General features: G+C 66.9%; 18 protein-coding genes. 15 read left to right on the top strand and 3 right to left on the bottom strand.

The genetic code is table 11. The features are described from left to right. Positions 1–209: 209 nt before the first annotated feature. The gene (locus tag ACW4E8_RS11135; protein WP_456804557.1) at positions 210–1,100 is read right to left on the bottom strand and encodes a LysR family transcriptional regulator; all 891 of its coding nucleotides are present in this window, start codon (positions 1,098–1,100) and stop codon (positions 210–212) included. Between ACW4E8_RS11135 and ACW4E8_RS11140 the strand changes: the two genes are divergently transcribed. The 7 genes from ACW4E8_RS11140 (at position 1,000) to ACW4E8_RS11170 (ending at position 7,832) form a co-directional block, all read left to right on the top strand. Next, complete coding sequence (locus ACW4E8_RS11140; protein WP_456804558.1) at positions 1,000–1,857, top strand: RraA family protein; 858 nt, start codon at positions 1,000–1,002, stop codon at positions 1,855–1,857. The two genes, ACW4E8_RS11135 and ACW4E8_RS11140, sit on opposite strands and share 101 nt — an antisense overlap. Before the next feature lie 55 nt (positions 1,858–1,912). Further along, a complete protein-coding gene (locus ACW4E8_RS11145; RefSeq protein WP_456804559.1) occupies positions 1,913–2,560 on the top strand; it encodes a 4-carboxy-4-hydroxy-2-oxoadipate aldolase/oxaloacetate decarboxylase in 648 nt (215 codons plus the stop codon). A 285-nt stretch (positions 2,561–2,845) separates the two neighbouring features. Then, the gene (locus tag ACW4E8_RS11150; RefSeq protein ID WP_456804560.1) at positions 2,846–3,550 is read left to right on the top strand and encodes a glutathione binding-like protein; all 705 of its coding nucleotides are present in this window, start codon (positions 2,846–2,848) and stop codon (positions 3,548–3,550) included. 147 nt (positions 3,551–3,697) lie between these two features. Next, entirely contained in the window at positions 3,698–5,029 is a 1,332-nt protein-coding gene (locus ACW4E8_RS11155) for a PQQ-dependent sugar dehydrogenase (protein ID WP_456804561.1), read from the top strand. A 113-nt stretch (positions 5,030–5,142) separates the two neighbouring features. Then, positions 5,143–5,967, top strand: coding sequence for a class I SAM-dependent methyltransferase (locus ACW4E8_RS11160; protein ID WP_456804562.1), 825 nt, complete (start codon positions 5,143–5,145; stop codon positions 5,965–5,967). Between the two features lie 234 nt (positions 5,968–6,201). Beyond that, positions 6,202–6,564 carry a hypothetical protein gene (locus ACW4E8_RS11165; RefSeq protein ID WP_456804563.1) on the top strand — a complete coding sequence of 121 codons (363 nt, stop codon included), beginning with the start codon at positions 6,202–6,204 and terminating at the stop codon, positions 6,562–6,564. Between the two features lie 407 nt (positions 6,565–6,971). Continuing rightward, the gene (locus tag ACW4E8_RS11170) at positions 6,972–7,832 is read left to right on the top strand and encodes a LysR family transcriptional regulator (RefSeq protein ID WP_456804564.1); all 861 of its coding nucleotides are present in this window, start codon (positions 6,972–6,974) and stop codon (positions 7,830–7,832) included. A gap of 10 nt (positions 7,833–7,842) precedes the next feature. On the opposite strand, the gene ACW4E8_RS11175 is transcribed toward ACW4E8_RS11170, so the two are convergent. Next, positions 7,843–8,091, bottom strand: a complete 249-nt coding sequence (locus tag ACW4E8_RS11175) for a hypothetical protein (protein WP_456804565.1) — start codon at positions 8,089–8,091, stop codon at positions 7,843–7,845. Positions 8,092–8,324: 233 nt separating this feature from the next. Here ACW4E8_RS11175 and ACW4E8_RS11180 point away from each other — a divergent pair, with 233 nt between their 5' ends. The 7 genes from ACW4E8_RS11180 to ACW4E8_RS11210 all read left to right on the top strand — a co-directional run bounded on the left by ACW4E8_RS11180 (position 8,325) and on the right by ACW4E8_RS11210 (position 18,490). Further along, on the top strand, positions 8,325–9,482 hold the full coding sequence (locus ACW4E8_RS11180) for an acyl-CoA dehydrogenase family protein (RefSeq protein ID WP_456804566.1): 1,158 nt from the start codon (positions 8,325–8,327) through the stop codon (positions 9,480–9,482). A gap of 362 nt (positions 9,483–9,844) precedes the next feature. Continuing rightward, complete coding sequence (locus tag ACW4E8_RS11185) at positions 9,845–11,227, top strand: TolC family protein (RefSeq protein ID WP_456804567.1); 1,383 nt, start codon at positions 9,845–9,847, stop codon at positions 11,225–11,227. A gap of 54 nt (positions 11,228–11,281) precedes the next feature. Then, entirely contained in the window at positions 11,282–12,481 is a 1,200-nt protein-coding gene (locus ACW4E8_RS11190; protein WP_456804568.1) for an efflux RND transporter periplasmic adaptor subunit, read from the top strand. Between the two features lie 13 nt (positions 12,482–12,494). Further along, on the top strand, positions 12,495–15,617 hold the full coding sequence (locus ACW4E8_RS11195) for an efflux RND transporter permease subunit (protein WP_456804569.1): 3,123 nt from the start codon (positions 12,495–12,497) through the stop codon (positions 15,615–15,617). A 314-nt stretch (positions 15,618–15,931) separates the two neighbouring features. After that, entirely contained in the window at positions 15,932–16,540 is a 609-nt protein-coding gene (locus ACW4E8_RS11200) for a hypothetical protein (protein WP_456804570.1), read from the top strand. An 87-nt stretch (positions 16,541–16,627) separates the two neighbouring features. Beyond that, positions 16,628–16,831: a CsbD family protein gene (locus tag ACW4E8_RS11205; protein WP_456804571.1), complete on the top strand. Its 204-nt coding sequence runs from the start codon at positions 16,628–16,630 to the stop codon at positions 16,829–16,831. Between the two features lie 240 nt (positions 16,832–17,071). Continuing rightward, on the top strand, positions 17,072–18,490 hold the full coding sequence (locus ACW4E8_RS11210) for an ATP-binding protein (protein WP_456804572.1): 1,419 nt from the start codon (positions 17,072–17,074) through the stop codon (positions 18,488–18,490). A 53-nt stretch (positions 18,491–18,543) separates the two neighbouring features. Here ACW4E8_RS11210 and ACW4E8_RS11215 read toward each other — a convergent pair whose 3' ends face one another. Then, positions 18,544–19,041 (bottom strand): acyl-CoA thioesterase, encoded by a 498-nt coding sequence (locus ACW4E8_RS11215; RefSeq protein WP_456804573.1) that lies wholly within the window; start codon positions 19,039–19,041, stop codon positions 18,544–18,546. Positions 19,042–19,367: 326 nt separating this feature from the next. Here ACW4E8_RS11215 and ACW4E8_RS11220 point away from each other — a divergent pair, with 326 nt between their 5' ends. Continuing rightward, on the top strand, positions 19,368–20,144 hold the full coding sequence (locus ACW4E8_RS11220; RefSeq protein WP_456804574.1) for a GntR family transcriptional regulator: 777 nt from the start codon (positions 19,368–19,370) through the stop codon (positions 20,142–20,144). The last annotated feature ends 36 nt before the right edge of the window (positions 20,145–20,180 follow it).

Genomic DNA, 20,180 nt, shown 5'->3' on the forward strand with positions numbered 1-20,180 from the left:
ATCCAGTCGAGCAGGTCCATAACCCCCTCCTTGTGCACGGCATGCGGCGATGGCTTGCATTTCCACCATAGCCAACGCATGCCGCCTGGACAACTAAGCGCTGCTCATAAGCATAGGCGGGCGATGCCCGAGCCACGGGATCTGGAGCAAGCAGGTGCGCGCAGCTCGCCGAAGCCTCTTTCGCTGCGGGGCGATTGGCCGGGCCCGGCTCAGCCCGCTGGTGCGTTTAGCGCACTTAGAAAGGACGACACCAGCGCACTGTCGTCATCCTTGCGCGTGACGGCGACGACGGTTGCGGTGCCCTTGAGTCCGGTGACCGGGACAAAGGCAATGTCGGAGCGGTTGCCATCGGCCACGGAACGGCCGACCAGCGTAAAGCCCAGCCCCGCGGCCACCAGCCCGAGCGCGGTGTGGATCTCGATCGCCTCGTGTCCCGCCACGCACTCGACGCCGGCATCGCGCAGCAGCGCCACCATTCGCGCCGCGAAGCCGCTCTGCGGATCTTTCGGGTACTGGATCAGTGGCATCCCGTTCAGCTCGGCCGCGCGGATGGTCTTGCGTTTGGCCAGCTTGCTGCTGGCGGGAACGGCGGCAACGAACGGGTCATGGAACAGCGGCGTGTACAGCAGGTCCGGCGCCTGTTCGAAGATCCCGACATAGCGCGAGATGCCGATATCGATGCGCCCCCGCCTTAGCTGCTCGGGCTGGTGTTCCGACAGCAGTTCCAGCAGATCGACCTGGACATTGGGCCGCGTGGTACGGAAGCGGCGCACCGCCGCCGGCAGGATGCTGAAGATCATCGAGCGGGTAAAGCCGATGCCGAGCCAGCCGCCGCTGCCGGCCGCGACCGCCCGTGTTTCCTCCTCCAGCCTGCCCATCATGGCCAGCACATCCTTTGCACGCGGATAAAGGAAGCGGCCCATCGCGGTCAGCGTCATGGGCCGGTGCGTGCGGTCGAACAGCGGCGCGCCGACGCTTTCCTCCAGTTGCGCAAGCTGCATGCTGATCGCCGTTGGCGCGACAAAGAGGCGCTTTGCCGCCTCCGCCGCGCTGCCCGCATCGACCACCTCGCAGAAGTATCGTAGCTGCCGTTGGTTCATTTTTTATGAAGTTATATCCATTAAACGATGTTTGATCTCGGCGTTACTTTACTCGAAACTCCAATGCATCAACACATGGAGCGAGACGATGACGCAGCAGACACAAGCCGATTGGCTCGAGGCAGCGAAGGCACTGACTACCGCGGAGGTTTCCGATGCGCTGGACTTTTTCCGGTTGCCGGGCAGCGCGCACGGCATCGGGCGCATTGCGGGCGCAGGCAAGCTGTTCGGCCAGGCTTATACCGTGCGCTACGCGCCGGTCGATACGGCCGCACCCGGCACGGTCGGCGATTATTTCGATGAAGTGCCCGCCGGCGCGGTCGTGGTGCTGGACAACGGTGGCCGCACCGACTGCACGGTATGGGGCGGCATCCTCAGCGCGCTGTCCGCGCAGCGGGGCATCGCCGGCACCGTGATCAACGGCGTGTGCCGCGACACCGAGGAGGCTGACCAGGCCAATTACCGGCTTTATGCGCGCGGCCGCTTCATGCGCACGGGCAAGGACCGCGTGCAGGTGGAAGCGGTGCGCGTGCCGGTCAGCCTTGGTGATGTACGGGTGTGCCCCGGCGACTTCGTCGTTGGCGATGCCGACGGCATCGTTGTGGTGCCGCAGGGCAGGGCCGAAGAAGTGTTCCGCAAGGCGCTGGCGACGCGCGCCGCGGAAGAGAAGATCCTGGCCGCGGCATTGGCGGGCGCGACGCTGTCGGAAGCCCGGCACCAGCACGGCTACCACACGCTGCAACGCGCTGCCAGCTAAGGCGGCACGCCTACAGGCCCAAGCCGGCATCTTTTATCCGATAAGTCATAGCGCCATGATCCACTCCGTTACACCAACGCAACTCGAACGGCTGAAGGCTTTCGGCACCGCCACCATTCATGAAGCCCAAGGCCAGAAGGGCGCGCTGGACGGTGGCCTGAAGCCGCTGGACCCGGACATCAGGATGGCGGGGCCCGCCCTCACGGTGGACCTGCGTCCCGGCGACAACCTGATGGTCCACTACGCACTGACCAAGGCGCGCCCCGGCGACGTGCTGGTGCTCGACGCCAAGGGCTTTACCGAAGCCGGCCCGTGGGGTGACGTGCTGACGCTGGCCGCGCAGCACATCGGCCTGGCCGGCCTGGTGATCAACGGCGCCGTGCGCGACGGCAACGCGATTGTCGACATGAGGTTCCCGGTGTTCTGCCGTGGCCTGTCGATCAAGGGCACTCACAAGAATCAGCCCGGCAGGGTCAATGTGCCGGTCTGCGTAGGCGGTGTATCGATTGCGCCCGGAGACATCGTTGTCGGGGACCGCGACGGGCTGGTCGTGGTTGCCGCCGCGGAGGTTGAGTCCGTGCTGGCCAGAAGTGCGGAGCGCGAGGAGAAGGAGGACTGGATGCGCCAGCAACTAGTGCAAGGCAAGACCATGGTCGAGTTGCTGGGACTTGCTGGCACGCTGGAGCGCTTCGGGCTCAGCTGAGAGTTGCCATTTGAAGGCCGGCTATCCGGATGAAGAAGAAGGCAGGGCAAGGGGAGCAAACCGGCAGGAGCGCAAAAGCTCAATCCAGCGGAATACCCTGGCGCGCGGCGTAAGCCACCACTTCGGCGGTGTTATGCAGGTCGAGCTTGCGCATCAGGTTGTGCAGCCGGCCGAGACCGCCTGAGGCCCTGCGCTGCATGCATGGCAGGGGCGGTTTATGATCGGGCTTTTCCGTTGTCCGGCGCCTTCTTGCGCAGTGCGCAAGCGCCTGAACCAGGAGCCAGTGTGCCCGATCTGTCCGCTTTCCCCATCACCCGCAAATGGCCGGCGCAGCATCCCGACCGCATCCAGCTGTATTCCCTGCCCACGCCCAACGGGGTCAAGGTGTCGGTCATGCTGGAGGAGACCGGCCTGCCGTATGAACCGCACCTGGTGCGCTTCGACGCCAACGACCAGATGTCGCCGGAGTTCCTGTCGTTGAGCCCGAACAACAAGATTCCCGCCATCCTCGATCCCGATGGCCCGGGCGGCAAGCCGCTGGCGCTATTCGAGTCGGGCGCGATCCTGCTCTACCTGGCCGACAAGTCGGGCAAGCTGATCCCGGCCGACCCCGCGCGCCGCTACGAAACCATCCAGTGGGTGATGTTCCAGATGGGCGGCATCGGGCCGATGTTCGGGCAGGTGGGCTTTTTCCACAAGTTCGCCGGCAAAGAGTACGAGGACAAGCGCCCGCGCGACCGCTACGTGGCCGAAAGCCGGCGCCTGCTGAATGTGCTGAACCAGCGGCTGGAGGGACGCGACTGGATCATGGGCGACGCATACACCATTGCCGACATCGCCACCTTCCCGTGGGTGCGCAACCTGGTTGGCTTCTATGAGGCGGGCGAACTGGTCGGCATCCAGGACTTCCCGCACGTCCGGCGCGTGCTGGAGGCCTTCGTGAAGCGCCCGGCGGTGGTGAAGGGGCTCGATACGCCGCACCGCGGCTGAGGCAGCCCGCGGCGTGCGTGCGTGCGCCGCAGGCGGGGGCATCGTCCTACACGGTGGCTTCCCCGGCGCCTGCAGAGGGGCGGGTGGCCCGCATCCTATAGTCCAGGGACAGGCGCGCCGCCCCGCGTTGCCTGAGGAGCCCGGACCATGCCGATGCCCACCACGATCTCCCTGTTGCGTGTCGTCCTGCTGGCGGGCGCCACCGCCGCGCTCGCCGCCTGCGGCGAATCGGCCAAGCTGCCTTCCGAAGCGGGCTTTGGCCCCATGCCGCAGCTGCCGCCACCCAACCAGACCGCGATCCCCACCGTCAAGATCGCGCCGGCCATCGGCTGGGCAGCGGGCCAGCGCCCGGTGCCGGCCGCAGGCATGGCGGTGACAGTCTTCGCCGACAAGCTGGACCATCCGCGCTGGGTCTACGTGCTGCCCAACGGCGACGTGCTGGTGGCCGAGAGCAATGCCCCGCCCAAGCCCGATGACGGCCAGGGCATCCGCGGCTGGATCATGAAGAAGCTGATGAAGCGCGCCGGCGCCGGCACGCCCAGCGCCAACCGCATCACGCTGCTGCGCGACACCAACGGCGACGGCGTGGCCGACCAGCGCTCGGTGTTCCTGAAGGACCTGAACTCGCCGTTCGGCATGGCCCTGGTCGGCAACGACTTCTACGTGGCCGCCACCGACGCGGTGCTGCGCTTCCCGTACCAGCCCGGCCAGACCCAGATCACTGCCGCGCCACAGAAGGTGGTGGACCTGCCCGGCGGGCCGCTCAACCATCACTGGACCAAGAGCCTGGTCGCCAGCCGCGACGGCAGCAAGTTGTACGTGACGGTGGGCTCCAACAGCAACGTGGGCGAGCACGGCATGGACAAGGAGGTTGGCCGCGCCGCCATCTGGGAGGTCGACCCGAAGGCCGGCACGCACCGGATCTTTGCCAGCGGCCTGCGCAATCCCAACGGCATGGCGTGGGAGCCGGTCACCGGCATGCTCTGGACTGCCGTCAACGAGCGCGATGAGATCGGCAGCGACCTGGTGCCGGACTACATTACCTCGGTGCGCGACGGCGGCTTCTATGGCTGGCCCTACAGTTACTACGGCCAGCATGTCGACGCACGCGTGAAGCCGCCGGCGCCGGACCAGGTGGCCAGGGCCATCGTGCCGGACTATGCCGTGGGGGCACACACCGCATCGCTCGGGCTGGCTGCCGCCGGCGGCAACAGCTTGCCGGCGCGCTTCAGCGACGGCATGTTCATCGGCCAGCACGGTTCGTGGAACCGCAGGCCGCTGGCGGGCTACAAGGTGATCTTCGTGCCGTTCAGCAAGGGCCGGCCCGACGGCGCGCCGTTCGACGTGCTGACTGGCTTTCTCGATGAGGACGGCAATGCGCGCGGGCGGCCGGTGGGCGTGGCCATCGACAAGCAAGGCGGTTTGCTCGTGGCCGACGATGTCGGCAATGCGATCTGGCGGGTCACCGGCGCGAAGTAGGGCGGGCCTTCGCGCGGCCGGTGCTGTCTATACTTGGTTTACCGGGGTCATACGGCGGCGGGGCACTGCGTCCGCGCAAACCGGCAGCCTGACATCGACGCCGAGGAGAGGGCATGGACCACACCGCAGATTCGTTTCGGGCCTTTGAGCTGGCTGGCTGGGAAGACCCCGAGGTCGTCAGCCAGTACCAGGAGCATCTGTCGCACGTGACCCGGCAATCGGTCGAGTCCCTGCTGGATGACGCCCATGTGGCCAGCGGGCTGCGCGTGCTGGATGTGGCCACCGGCTCCGGCCATGTCGCGGCGGGGGCGGTGCAACGCGGTGCCGAATCCGTCGGCATCGACTTCTCGCTGGCGCAGGTGCAGCTGGCCCGCAAGCTCCATCCGGATGTCCATTATGAGCAAGCGGATGCGCAGGCGCTGCCGTTCGGCGATGCCAGCTTCGATGCCGTGGTCAATGGCTTCGGCATGTGTCACCTGTCCGACCCCGACGCCGCGCTGACCGAGGCGTTCCGCGTGCTGCGCCCGGGCGGGCGCATCGCCTTCACCGTGTGGGACACGCCCGAGCGCGCGGTCGGTTTCGGCGCGGTCTATGCCGCGATCCGCGCCTATGGCTCGATGGAGGTCGATATCCCCGTGGGGCCGAACTTCTTCCTGTTCAGCGATCCGGGCCATTGCCGCACCGCGTTGCAGCAGGCCGGCTTTGTCTCGCCCACCTGCCGCAACGTGCCGCAGGTATGGCGCTTCTCCACGCCCGACCAGCTGTTCGATGCGCTGGCCCAGGGCACCGTGCGCGCCGCCGCCACGCTGCGCGCGCAGACCCCCAAGGCCCGCGATGAGATCCGCGCCGTGCTGCGCGGCACCGTCGCCGCCTATATGCGCGGCAGCGGCTTCGAGGTGCCGATGCCGGCGGTGCTGGCGGCGGCGGTCAAGCCCTGAGGGCGGGGCTCACGCACCCGTCGCGGCGCGCGGACGCCGCCGATAGTGTTGGAGATCGACCGACATCCCCGCCGCCAGCGTCGGCCTGGCCCCACCATCCCATCCCCGGAAAGTGCCGTAATCCACGCCGCAACCAGCCTTGCGGCGGTGGCACGGTCATTGCGCAATGGACAGCGAGCGCGGCGCCGCGGCTCGTTGTGCCACCAGCCAGCAATGGCTTCCCGGAGAACCCCGATGAACACCCGACCCCAATGCCAGACAGGGCAGGCCGCGCCGCGCCCGCCCACAATCCTGCATCGCTCGCGCCAGGCCATGACGCTGCTGCGTGTGCTGGGCTTATGCATCAACAGCGTCGCCTGCGCCCAGTCCGAGGCGCCGCAGGCTGCAGCGCCGGCCGTGCAGGCCGTGACGCCGGAACAGAAGTTTGCCCCCGGATACCTGGAGGCCGTTGCCACCGGCTATGACAATGGGTTGGCCTTGCGGGAGCCGGAAGGCCTCGCGCCGCTGAGGCCGCCGCGCGAGGCGCGCAGTGCGCCGGCGGTAGGCGCCGTGCCGGTTGCCATGCCAGCGGCGGTGCGGCCGCAGCCGGCGCGCTGACCCGGCGGGGCCCCCGGGAGCAGGGCGGCGAAGCAAGTGGCGCCGTGCGGGTCTTTAGCGCCTGATCTGTTCCTGTTCGCCCCGCCCTGCCGACATGAAGTCGTTCGGGAAGGCCGCGAAGATATCGAGCAATCCCGTCAGGCGCCGGCATGCTGGTCTGACTGCATTGTCTTCGCCGGGCACAGTCTCGGGCGGTACGCCGGAGTCGGGGCATGCAGCATCAGCTGGGATGCCGTCGGGCTGCATAAGAGATCGGTAAAGCCGGGTACGTGGCATGGTGGTTTCTCATTTCATCCAGACAGGACAGCATAGTTGCAGCAGCGTCGGCGGGCATCCATGTGACGGCAATTGCGGAATATTCGCCCCCAATTGCCTACAATTCGTCACACCAGCCAATCCCCCGCCCCATGGACATCGATCTCGCCCGCACCTTCCTGCAAGTCGTCCGCACCGGCAGCCTGCTGGCCGCGGCCGACAAGCTGCATGTCACGCAGACCGCCGTGACCGCGCGCATCAAGAGCCTGGAATCGCAGCTCAACTGCCGCCTGTTCGAGCGCAACAAGGCGGGCGCACGGCTGACGCCCGATGGCCAGCGCTTTCTCGGCTACGCCAGCCAGCTGGTGCAGACCTGGGAGGCGGCCTGCCGCGAGCTGCCGTTGCCGGCCGGGCTGGCCAGCCTGTTTCGCTTCGGCACGGAAATCAGCCTGGGCAATCCGCTGGTGCTGCTGTGGACCACGCGCCTGCGCCAGCTGATGCCGGCGCAGGCGGTGCGGGCGGAAGTGGGGGAAGGGGCGGAGCTGCAGCGCAAGCTGCAGTCAGGCACGCTGGACGCGGCGCTGGTCTACCAGCCGGAGTACGCGCCCGGCATGCATGTCGAGGCGCTGATGGAAGAGAAGCTGATCCTGATCCGCTCGACGCAGCGCGATGGCGGCTATGTCTATGTCGACTGGGGGCCGGAGTTCCGCCGCCAGCATGACAGCGCGCTGCCGGAGCATGCGCGCGCCTCGCTGTACTTCAACCTGGGGCCGCTGGCGCTGCAGTACATCCTGCAGTTCGGCGGCAGCGGGTATTTCCGGACACGCGTGGTGCAGAGCTACCTGGACAGCGGGGTGTTGGCGCGCATCGGTGGCGCGTCAGAGTTCTCTTATCCGGTATTCCTCGTTTGCGCCAAGACCCCAACAGGCGCGGCGCAGGACGCGGTGCGCATCCTGCGCGACATCGTGCGCGAAGAATCCGACTGGTCGCAGCGCTGGGATTTCCCGCAATAGCGCAAAGCGGTCAGATCCGGACCGGCACCAGTTCGCCCATCGGGCCGGGCACGGCCACCAGGCGCCATTGCCGCACGCGCCGCACCCGGCGGCCGCGCCCGCCGCCGCGCGGCGGGCGCGGTTCCAGCCCGGCAAAGCGGCCATGCTGCTGCGCGCGTTCGAACACCGGCTCGGGCACCCGGGTCCCGATCAGCCATGTGACGGTGCCTCCCAGTGCCACCAGTGCCAGCGCCAGGGCAATCCAGAGGACGGCTTCCATGTTCCCGCTCCATCGAATAGGGTTCTGTGATTCCAGTATTGGCGCAAAGCGTGCCGGCGGGTAAATGAAAGTTATTTCCACTTCATATCAATAAAATTGCATTCAAGCGGGCTTCTCCTTCAAAGCTGCCCGTTCGGCTGCGGTAGGAAAAATCATCCTTTCCGACGAATCTCATAGACGCTGCACGGCAGACACTCGGCCGGTCACTCTCAAAAACACCAGGAGACCCCGCCATGCAACGCCTGATCTTCGAAGCCGAACACGATGCCTTCCGCGAATCCGCCCGCCGCTTCTACCAGCGCGAGGTGGGGCCGCACGGCGAGCGCTGGCGCGAACAGGGCTGCGTGGACCGCGAAGTGTTCCGCAAGGCCGGCGAGCAGGGCTACCTGCTGATGTGGGCCGATGAGAAATACGGCGGCGCCGGCGTGGAGGACTTCCGCTATGAGCAGATCCTGATCGAGGAAAACGCGCGCCACGGCGACTCGGGCTTTTTCGGCACGCTGCACTCGCGGCTGGTGGCGCCATATATCGGCCGCATCGGCAATGAGGAACAACGCCTGCGCCTGCTGCCGGCGGCCGCGCGCGGCGAGTCGATCTTTGCCATTGCCATGACCGAGCCGCAGGCGGGCTCCGACCTGGCCGGCATGCGCACGCGTGCCGAAGACCATGGCGACCACTGGGTGCTGAACGGCGCCAAGACCTATATCTCGAACGGCCAGCTGGCCGACTACGTGGTGGTGGTCGCGCGCACCGATCCGGAGCGCAGCCACGGCCTTGGCCTCTTTATCGTCGAGCGCGGCATGCCGGGCTTCGAGCGCGGGCGCAAGCTGCGCAAGATGGGCCTGCACTCGCAGGACACCTCGGAACTGTTCTTCGACAACGTCAAGGTGCCCAAGGCCAACGTGCTGGGCGAGCCCGGCCAGGGCTTCCACTACCTGACGCGCCACCTGGCCGAAGAGCGGCTGATTGGCGCCTGCGGCTACATGGCGTCGGCGCAGGTGGCGTTCGACCTCACTCTGGACTACGTCAAGGAGCGCAAGGCCTTCGGCCGGGCTATCGGCACGTTCCAGAACTCGCGCTTCAAGCTGGCCGAGCTGCGTGCGCAGCTGGATGCGCTGCAGACCTTTGTCGACCAGTGTGTGCTGCGGCACAACGCCGGCACGCTGACCGTGGAGACGGCGGCGTCGGCCAAGCTGCTTACGTCGGAACTGCAAGGGCGCATGGTCGACGAGGGCGTGCAGCTGCACGGCGGCGCCGGCTATATGGAGGAATACCGCATCTGCCGCATGTACACCGACGCGCGCATCTCGCGCATCTACGCTGGCAGCAGCGAGATCATGAAGGAGATCATCGGCCGCAGCCTGGGGCTGGATGACCGCGTGAAGGGGTAAGGAGAAACGGACCAGGCGCGCGGACGAGGGGATCAGGTCCGCCGCAATTTCCGACGGCATGGCCGGCAACGGCCCGCGCCGTTGGTTGTTTTTTCCGGTTGGCTAGGGTTTTCGCGTAGTTAAAGGCTTTTGTCAGCCCAATGAAAGCTGTTTGTAATGCGATTCGGTTTGAATGCGTGCGGGAGATCGTGTCCGGGTGGCGTTTGATGCATCAGGACAGCAGGCGAGGGCGCACCAAGACAGCCACGCTTCGCGACCGCACTGGCGGGATCGGGGTCGGATGAATATTTGCCGCCCCGGTGCACCGTTCGGCGGGCACGGTCGTTTACCGCAGACCGTTGTCGAACCGAGCCTGACTGACCGTGCCTTTTGTCTTTTCCCGTATTGCCGTAGGTGCCCTGCTGGTACTGGGGGTTCTGGCCCGGCCCGCGGCAATCCTTGCCGCCGAACCCCCCGCCGATCCGCTTCCTTCCGCTGATTCCGCAGATGCTGCCGGTCCTTGCGTGCCGCCGCCAGCGGGCGCGACGCTGACCCTGGCGCAGGTGCGCCTGAACGCACTGCGCTGCAATCGCGACATCATCGCCGCCCGCCGCGGCGTCGAAGCCAGCCAGGCGGACATACAGATCGCTTCGCAGCGGCCCAACCCGGTGCTGAGCCTGGGCGTGACCAACATCAACCCGCATGCCGGCATCGGCTCGGGCAACCTGCGCAGCAAGACCGTGGACTCCACCCTGCGCGTGGACCAGCTGATCGAGACCGCCAACAAGGGCGGCCTGCGCGTGGACGCCGCGCGCAAGGCCAGCGCGGCCGCCGGCGAGTCGGTGCAGGCGGTGGTGGTGCAGCAGACCGCCGGGGCGGAGCAGGCCTTCTATGAGGCGGTGGTCAGCCAGGAGCGCGTGGGCGTGCTCAGGGAGATGCTGGGCCTGTACGACCGCACCCGCCAGGCCAGCGAGACCCGCCTCAAGGCCGGCGATGTCTCGCGTGCCGACGTGACCAAGCTGCAGCTCGACGCGCTGCGCGCGCAGAACGACATGCGCCAGGCCATGACCGACCACGCCCGCGACAAGGCCCAGCTGGCGCAGGCCATGGGCGTGCCCGGCACGCTTGCCGACAACCGGCTGGTGCCGGACTGGCCGCCGCTGGATACCCCCGTGCCGCAGGTCGACCCCGACACGCTGCAGCGCCGCCCCGACGTGACCGCGGCCGAGGCCCGCCTGGCGGCGGCCGCTGCCGCCCGCGACCTGGCGCGCGCCGGCCGCGTGCCTGACGTGACCGTGGGCGCGCAGGCTGAGCACTATCCGGTCTCGGCCACCAATACCAATGGCAGCGGCAACAGCTACGGCGTGTTCCTGACGATCCCGCTGTACGTGCGCCACCGCAACGGCGGCGAGGCCCGCCGCGCCGAGGTGGACTACTACGCCGCGCTGGACGACCGCAACCGCGTGCTGCTTGAAGCCGGCAATGAGATGGAACGGCTGCGCAACCAGCTCGAAGCCTCGCGCCAGTCACTGCGGCAGATGCGCGACGACGTGCTGCCCGCTGCCGAAAGCGTGGCCGGCAGCGCCGAGTTTGCCTACGGCAAGGGCGCCACGGGCGTGCTCGATCTGCTCGATGCCCGCCGCGCGCTGCGCCAGACCCGGCTCGACGCCGTCAGCGCCCAGGGCGATTACGCCAAGGCCCTGTCGGCCTACCGCGCCGCGCTGCAGACCTCCACGACCGGCACTGCGACGACCTCGCGTCCCTGAACCGCAGTTCCAGCGAATCCAATGCACTCTCTCCTGTCACGCATGTCCCGCCGCATGTCTTCTGTCCATTTCCCCGCCGGCCTGCCCGCACGGCTTGCTGCCCTGTCCCTGTGCGCGCTGGCGCTGGCCGCCTGCGGCAAGTCTGAAGCGCCCAAGGCCGATGACGATCCCAAGGTCAGCGGCAATACCATCCAGTTCCCGGCCAGCGTGAAGACGCTGCCGGGCATCGCCGGCGAGGCCGCCAAAACCGGCGGCGAGCGCATGCTGAGCCTGCCCGGCCGGCTGGTGTGGAACGAGGACAAGACCGTGCGCGTGTCGACGCCGTTTGCCGGCCGCGTCACCGAGATCCTGGTGCAGCCCGGCGCCACCGTGAAAGCGGGCCAGCCGCTGGCCAGCCTGACCTCGCCCGATTTCGGCGTGGCCCAGGCCGATGCGCGCAAGGCCGCCGCCGACAGCGCGGTTGCGGCCAAGGCGCTGGCACGGCAGCGCGAGCTGTACGGCGCCGGCATCATCGCGCAGAAGGAACTGGAACAGGCGCAGGCCGACGCCGCGCGTGCCGCGGCGGACCTGCAGCGCACCCAGGCAGCGCTGGGCCAGTACGGCGCGGCCGCGGGCGGCGCAGGCGCCACAGGCACCGTTAACCAGCGCTTTCCCCTGCGCAGCCCGATCGACGGCCTGGTGGTCGAGCGCAACATCAACCTCGGCATGGAGCTGCGCCCCGACCAGCCGCCCGCCGCGCCGCTGTTCCTGGTGACCGATCCAACCACGCTGTGGGCGCAGGTCGATGCGGGCGAGACCGACCTGAGCCTGTTCAAGCCTGGCGTGGACGTGCAGCTGACCACTGCTGCCTGGCCCGGAGAGACCTTCTCCGGCACCGTGATTAAGATCGCCGACTATGTCGATCCCACCGCGCGCAGCATCAAGGTGCGGCTGACCGTGCCCAACCCGGAGCGCCGCCTGAAGGCGGAGATGTTCGTCACCGCGAAGCTGCCGGCCGCATCGTTCAAGGGCATCGCCGTGCCGTCCAAGGCCGTGTTCCTGGCCGACAACCGCAACTATGTGTTCGTGCGCACCGCCGCCAATACCTTCGAGCGCCGCCTGGTGCGCGTGGGCGTGACGCTGCCCGGCACCACCGAGCTGCTTGAAGGCGTGAAGGACGGCGAGACCGTGATTACCGACGGCAACCTCTACCTGCAGGACATCCTGCGCGATGCCACTGCCGTGAACGCGGCGCGTGCGTCCGAGAAGAAGTGAGGACGGCCGCCACATGATTTCGCGCATTGTCAGCTTTGCCCTGCACCAGAAGCTCTTTGTCTGGCTGGGCCTGCTTATCTTCGTCGGGGGCGGCCTGGCCGCGTTCAAGAACCTGCCGATCGAAGCCTTCCCGGATGTCTCCGACATCCAGGTCAACGTCATCACGCTGTACCCGGGCCGCGCCGCCGAAGAGGTGGAGCGCCAGGTCACCATCCCCATCGAAACCGCGCTGGCGGGCACGCCCAATGCGGTGCGGGTGTTCTCGCACACCCAGTTCGGCCTGTCGTTCATGATGGTGACCTTCAACGACAAGGCTACCGACGTGACCGCGCGCCAGCAGATCCTGGAGCGCCTGCGCAGCGTGGACCTCCCCGACGGCGTGCATCCGGACCTGGCGCCGCTGTCCACCGCGATCGGCGAGATCTACCGCTTCCGCCTGACCGGCAAGGGCTATACCGCGCAAGAGCTGCGCACGCTGCAGGACTGGGTGGTGGAGAAAAACCTGCGCCAGGTGCCCGGCGTGGCCGACCTGGTCACCATTGGCGGCACCATCAAGCAGTACGAGGTCAATCCCAACCTGGCGCGCATGCGCGATGCCAAGATCTCGCTGTCGCAGCTGTTCACCGCGCTGCAGCGCGCCAACGCCAACGCCGGCGGCGGCGCCGTGGCGCACGGCAGGCAGCAGTTCCTGCTGCGCTCGCTGGGCAGCTTCCGCACCTCGGCCGATATCGCCAACGTGGTGGTGGCCGAGAACCAGGGCACCCCCATCCTGGTCAAGGACATCGCCGACGTGAGGGTCGGCAGCGCGCCGCCGCAAGGCCTGATGGGCCAGGACGACGAGGACGACATCGTCTCGGGCATCGTGGTGATGCGCAAGGGCGAGAACCCCTCGCTGGTGCTGGAGGCGTTGCAGAAGAGGATCGACCTGCTGGACGACCAGATCCTGCCCAAGGGCGTGAAGATCGTGCCGTACTACGACCGCTCCACGCTGATCGACAAGACCCTGCACACCGTGTTCGGCAACCTGGTGGAAGGCGCGCTGCTGGTGATGGCGGTGCTCTACCTGTTCCTGGCCAACGTGCGCGCCGCGGCAATCGTGGCGCTGATCATCCCGCTGGCGTTGCTGTCGACCTTCATCGGCCTGACCTGGGTGGGCATTCCGGCTAACCTGCTGTCTCTTGGCGCGATGGACTTCGGTATCATCGTCGACGGCGCGGTGATCGTGGTCGAGAACATCTTCAAGCGGCTGGGCGAGCTGAAGGCGCAGCAGATCAAGGACAGCAAGGCGCGCCTGCACGCGATCCTGCAGGCCACCACGGAAGTGGGCCGTCCGACCGTGTTCTCGATGGTCATCATCATTGCAGCGCACATCCCGATCTTCACGCTGCAGCGGCACGAGGGCAAGATCTTCGCGCCGATGGCCTACACGGTGACGGGTGCACTGATCGGTTCCCTGATCCTCTCGCTGACGCTGGTGCCGCTGCTGTGCCACCTGCTGCTCACCAAGAACATCGCGCACGATGACAACTTCATCGTGCGCCACTGCAAGCGGCTCTATGAGCCGATGCTGGCCTGGGCGCTGGACCACAAGAAACTGGTGGTGGGCTCGGCCCTGGGCCTGCTGGTGGTGACCGTTGGCGTGGGCAAGTTCCTCGGCAGCGAGTTCCTGCCCGAACTGGACGAAGGCTCGATGTGGGTCAGTTTCGACCTGCCCGCATCGGTCTCGATCGATGAAGCGCGCGACCAGGCGCGGCTGCTGCGCAGCGTGATCCGCAAGACCCCGGAGGTCAATACCACCATCTCGAAGGTGGGGCGCCCCGACGACGGCACCGATCCCAAGCTGATCAACACCGTCGAGATCCTGGTCGACCTCAAGTCCGAGAAGCAGTGGCGCGACGGCTTCAACAAGCGCAGCATCATCGGCGAGATCGACAAGAATCTGCGCCAGCTCCCCGGCATCGAGCCCAATTTCTCGCAGCCGGTGCGCGACAACATCCTGGAGAGCATCTCGCAGATCAAGGGCCAGATCGTGATCAAGGTGCAGAGCGACAGCCTGGAGCAGAACAAGAAGGTGGCCGACCAGATCCTGGCCAACGTGCAGTCGGTCAAGGGCGTGATGCGCGCCTTTATCGACCGCGACGGCGAGCTGCCGCAGTACGTGCTGGAGTTCGACCGCGCCCAGGCCGCGCGCTACGGCATCAACGTGGCCGACGTGCAGGACCTGATGGAAACCGCGCTGGCCGGCAAGGCCGCGACCGAACTGTGGGAGGGCGAGAAGCACTTCAGCGTGGCCGTGCGCCTGAAGCCGTCGGAGCGCGCGCTGCCTAACCTGCCCAATATCTTCATGCAGACCGCCGACGGCGCGCAGGTGCCGCTGTCGCAGCTGGTGACCTTCCGCGCGGCATCCGGCGCGATGAACATCAGCCGCGAGAACGGCCAGCGCACCACCTCGATCGGCATCTTTATCCGCGACCGCGACATGGGCAGCGTGGTCAAGGACATGCAGAAGCTGGTGGCGAAGAACGTCAAGGCCGAGGACGTCAAGATCAGCTGGTCGGGCGAGTTCGAGAATCAGGAGCGCGCCATGGCGCGGCTCTCGATCGTGGTGCCGCTGTCGGTGCTGGTGATCTTCCTGCTGCTGTTCAATGCGTTCAAGTCGTTCAAGAGCGCCACGCTGATCATCTCGAACATCCCGTTCGCGCTGATCGGCGGCGTGTTCGCGCTGTTCCTGACCGGGATCCCGCTGTCAGTGTCGGCGGCGATCGGCTTTATCGCGCTGTTCGGCCAGGCGGTGCTCAACGGCGTGGTGATGGTGACCTACTTCAACCAGCTGCGCGATGAAGGCATGCCGGTGCGCCAGGCCGTGCTGACCGGCTCGATGGACCGGCTGCGCACGGTGCTGATGACCGCGCTGCTGGCCATGCTGGGTTTGTTCCCGATGGCGATCTCGCGCGCCATCGGCTCGGAGACGCAGCGCCCGCTGGCCATCGTCATCATCGGCGGGCTGATCACCGCCACCATGCTGACGCTGATCGTGCTGCCCACCTTGTATGAATGGATGGTGGGCCGCAACTGGCCGGACGAAGAGGGCGACAAGCCCGACGAGAGCCGGTTGACGCCGTCGATTGCGGGGTGATGACAGGGCCGCGGAGGCATGTCCCTCGCGGCCTTTGTGGCATTGCAGACTGGCCCCAGGCATGACGCCGCCCCCACACCGGGCGGCGTTTTTTCTTTTAAGGCGCATTCCACAAGTCCCTCCGCAATCCGGTGCATGCCCCGCCGTGTGCCTCGCCCGAATCGCAATGTCGGAATAGTCTGACGCTCCTTTCGGAGCCGGACGCCTGCTTCCCATATTTCCCCGAGCCTACTCTGTACTTACGGCATGGCCAGCAGCATAGCCGCCGGCCTCTCATGCGTACCCTGACGCATCCACCCGGAAAGGAGATCGACATGTTGAAGAAATGGCTGACCGCAGCAGTGTGTTCGATGATGGTTGCCGCACCGGCGGGATTTGCTTTGGCCCAGATGACCGCGCCAGCAACCACGGCCGGAACGGCTGCAACCGGGACAAAGGCGGACTATGACGCCGCGGTGAAGCAGGCTGATGCGGACTACAAGGCTGCCTCCACCAAGTGCGATGGCATGAAGGCCAACGCCAAGGACGTTTGCAAGGCCGAGGCCAAGCGCGACCGCGATGTGGCCAAGGCCCAGGCCGAAGCCCGCCGCGACGGCACGCAGAAGTCGATGGCCAAGGCCGAGAAGGTCAAGGCCGACCGCGACTATGACGTGGCCAAGGAAATGTGCGACGACAAGAAGGGCAACGACAAGGACGTTTGCAAGAAGGACGCCAAGGCCGCCCATGAAAAGGCACTGATGGCTGCCAAGGTCGACAAGGCCGCGGCCACGGGTTCGCGTGCCGACGTGGCGGAAGCCCGCGCCGACGCGAAGAAGGACGCCACCGACGCCGCGTACAAGGCCGACAAGGAACGCTGCGACGCGATGTCGGGCGATGCCAAGGACAAGTGCCAGGCCGATGTGAAGGCCAAGTACAGCAAGTAAGCCTTCGCGGCATTCCGCCAGCACCGCACCACGCGCAAGGGGACGCCTCGGATGGCGCCCCCTTGCCACCGGATGAAGGAGCACGACATGAACTGGGACCAGATCGCAGGCAAGTGGGAACAAGTGAAGGGCAAGGTCAAGGAGAAGTGGGGCAAGCTGACCGACGATGACATCACGCAGATCAACGGCAAGCGTGACCAGCTTGCCGGCCGCATCCAGGAGCGCTATGGCTACACCAAGGAGCGCGCCGAGGAAGAAATGAAGGCGTGGGAACGGGACACGCGCTGGTAGGCAGGGCGTGGCAGCACGGAAAGGCGGGGTGCCAGCGGGCGCCCCGCCTTGTTTCTTGTCTGGCGCGTACTCGATACCTCTCAGGCACCCCCGGAACGAGGGGTATTTCGGCGTGAATCGCACAGCATTAAGCGCGGATTAGCTCTGAATGCAACCGAATGATGCACGCGCCACCCGCGCAGGGCATAACATGGCGCGTCGCCGACCCCGCCATCCACCCGGCTTGCCTTCGCGCTCCGCATGTACGCAGCCTTGCCCGCCTTCGTCTCGTCGATCTTCCTCGGTTACGGCCTCTATGTGCTGGTGACCAAGGGGGTGACGCGCGTCTCCACTTCGTTCTTCCTGCTGTGCGTGACCACCTTCGCCTGGCAGGGCACGTGGGTGTTCCTGTTCCAGGCCTCGCATCCCGATGTGGCGCTGGCGCTGGCCCGGCTCGGCTACCTCTTCATCCTGTTCCTGCCGACCACGTTCTACCACTTCATTGCCGAAGTCACCGAGTGCCGCCGCGAGCGGCCGTTGCTGCTGGCCTCGTACGGCCTGAGCCTGGTGCTGGCGGTGCTGCTGCTGACCACCGACCAGGTGGTCTCTGGCTACTACAGCTATTTCTTCGGCGACTATCCCAAGGCCGGCCCGCTGCATCCGCTGCACCTGGTGCAGACGGTGCTGGTGGCGCTGCGCAGCGCCTGGCTGCTGGTGGCGGCGCGGCGCAATGCAACGGCCGAACGCCGCAAGCGCTACAAGCTGTGCCTGGTGGCGGTGGCGCTCTATTCGCTGGCGGCGGTGGACTACGCCGTCAACTACGGCGCGGCCTTCTATCCGCCGGGCGTGGTGTTCGTGGCGGCAAGCCTGGGCATCCTGGCGGTCAGCGTGGTGCGCTACGACCTGATGCATCCGTATTCGCTGGCCGCCACCGTGGCGCATGAGATGCGCACGCCGCTGGCGACCATCCGCATGCAGGCGCAGGAGCTGGCGCGCACCTGGCCGCAGGTGCTGCACGGCTACCAGCTGGCGGTCCAGCAGGGGCTGTGCGAGGACCGCATGCGGCCCGGCCAGCTTGAGCGCGTGTCGAGCCTGGTCGGCGCCATCACGCGAGAAGTCGATGGCACCAGCACCGTGATCGACATGGCGCTGGCCTCGGTCACGCTGGAGCGGCTGGACCGCAGCAGCTTTGCCCCGCACGGCATTGCCGACTGCGTGCATGCGGCGCTGGAGCGCTACCCGTTCCAGGGCGAGGAGCGCGGCTGCGTGCAGGTGCGCGGCATCGACCAGGGCTGGCGCTTTGTCGGCTCCGACACGCTGCTGGTCTATGTGCTGTTCAATCTGCTGAAGAACGCGCTGCATGCGATCCGGGCGGCCGGCGGCGGCCACATCGACATCACCGGAGCGACCGAGGGCCAGTATCACGTGATCCGCTTTCGCGACACCGGCCCGGGCATTCCGGCCGACGTCATGCCGCGCATCTTCGATCCGTTCTTCTCCACCAAGGCGCATGGCACCGGTGCCGGCCTGGGCCTGGCCTTTTGCCGGCGCGTGATCGAGACCTTCGGCGGGCGCATTGAATGCGAGTCGGTGCCGGCCGTGCATACCACCTTTACCCTCAGGCTGCCGCGCTTCACCGCCATGGCCGACAGCCGGCTGCGCACCAGCACCGCCGGCTGACCCACGGCCGGCGGTGCCGGATTCAGACCCGCGCGGGGTCAGCCACGCCTGGCTCAGCTGGCCAGTGCCGGCAGCGCCAGTTCATATTCCCTGACCCGTTCGATGATGCCCGCCGGAAAGCGCGTAATGCGCTTTTGCCGGTCGGCGAAGACGATCTGCTGGTAGCCCAGCGACACCGGCTTGCCCCCCACGCAGAAGCGGAACAGCAGGTAGGCCGAGCACTGCCGGACCTGGAAGGTGTTCAGGTAGCAATCCACGCGCTGGAACGGAAACGTCTCCTCGACATACTCCTGGTGCGCGCGCTTGGTCACGAAGACGCCGCCAGCGGCCAGCAGGTTGTCGTGGATGCATTCATGGAACCATCGCTCCCGGCAAACGCCCTGCCACTCGAAGTAGCGGGCGAAGTAGGTATTCATAAACGCATTGGAATCCTTGAGATAAATGTCGATCGCATGGTGGAAGGTCTTGTGCGAAGCCGTCTCGAACGCGTCGGGCGCCAGTTGGGCCGTGCCGCGGTTCAGGAATTGGGGGATCACGTCTCGCATCAACATAAGTTGACTCCTTGAGATGGCTGCAAGCGGCAGCCACGCCTGCCCCCGGGAAGGTTGGGGCATGGTGGCATTCTGTCCGCTTGGGCAGTGGCAAGGTGGGCGCTGAAGTGGGGGTTCCGGCACGTTCCGGCGCGTGACGCCCGGGCGACAGGAAACCCGGAATGCACGCCTGGGCCTGGCGCTACCGGAAAGGCATGGATCGGCGTTAACCCGAGTAGTCTAGGTTTATAGACTTTTATATAGTCGTCCGACCAGGCTGCCTTCGGGCGGTCTCCGCATCGCCCGTTTCCCGACGTTCCCCGACGTTTCCCGACCTCCCTTGCCGCATGGCAGACACCACGTCCAGCGAACTCCTCGCGCGCAGCCGCCAGCCGGTCTACCTGCAGCTGGCCACCATCTTCCGCCGCCAGATCGAAAGCGGCGCCTGGCGCCAGGGCGAGCGCATCCCGTCGCTGGAAGAACTGTGCCGCCAGTACGGCGTGGCGCGCATGACCATGCACCATGCCTTGTCGATGCTCGATGAAGAAGGGCTGGTGGAGCGCTCGCGCGGGCGCGGCACTTTCGTCAAGGCGCCGTGCCAGGCGCGGCGGCAGGTGTCGCTGTCAACCAGCTGGGACGAGGCGGTGGCGGTGGGCGCGCAACTGGACACCGAAGCGATGGTCGAGTCGGCCGGCAACGTGCCGCTGCCCGACGATCTCGGCATGCCGTGCCCCGGTGAGCGCGCCGCCGAATACCACTTCCTGCGCCGGCTGCACCGGCTGGAAGGGCGGCCGTTCGCGGTGGGCGAGGTCTATATCGAGGCCGGCGTCTTTGCGCGCGAGCCCGAGGCCTTCCGCCAGGGCGCCTCGGTGCCGGTGCTGGACCGCTTCCCCGGCCTGTCGGTCAGCACCGCGCGCCAGCGCCTGTCGATCGTCGCGGCCGGGGCCGAATCCGCCGCCGCGCTGGCGCTTGCCGTGGGCGCGCCGGTGGCTGAGCTGCGCCGCTTTGCCTGTGTCCCGGGCGAGAGCGGCGAACTGATCGTCTACTACGCACGCATCGAATTCCCGACCGAGTTTGTCTGCCTGGATTTCGACCTGCTGGCGGCGCGGCCGCGCCCGGCCTGACGCCTCCCGTGCAACCAATGCCAACCTGCTGACCCA

It is taken from the genome of Cupriavidus sp. CP313, assembly GCF_054072015.1.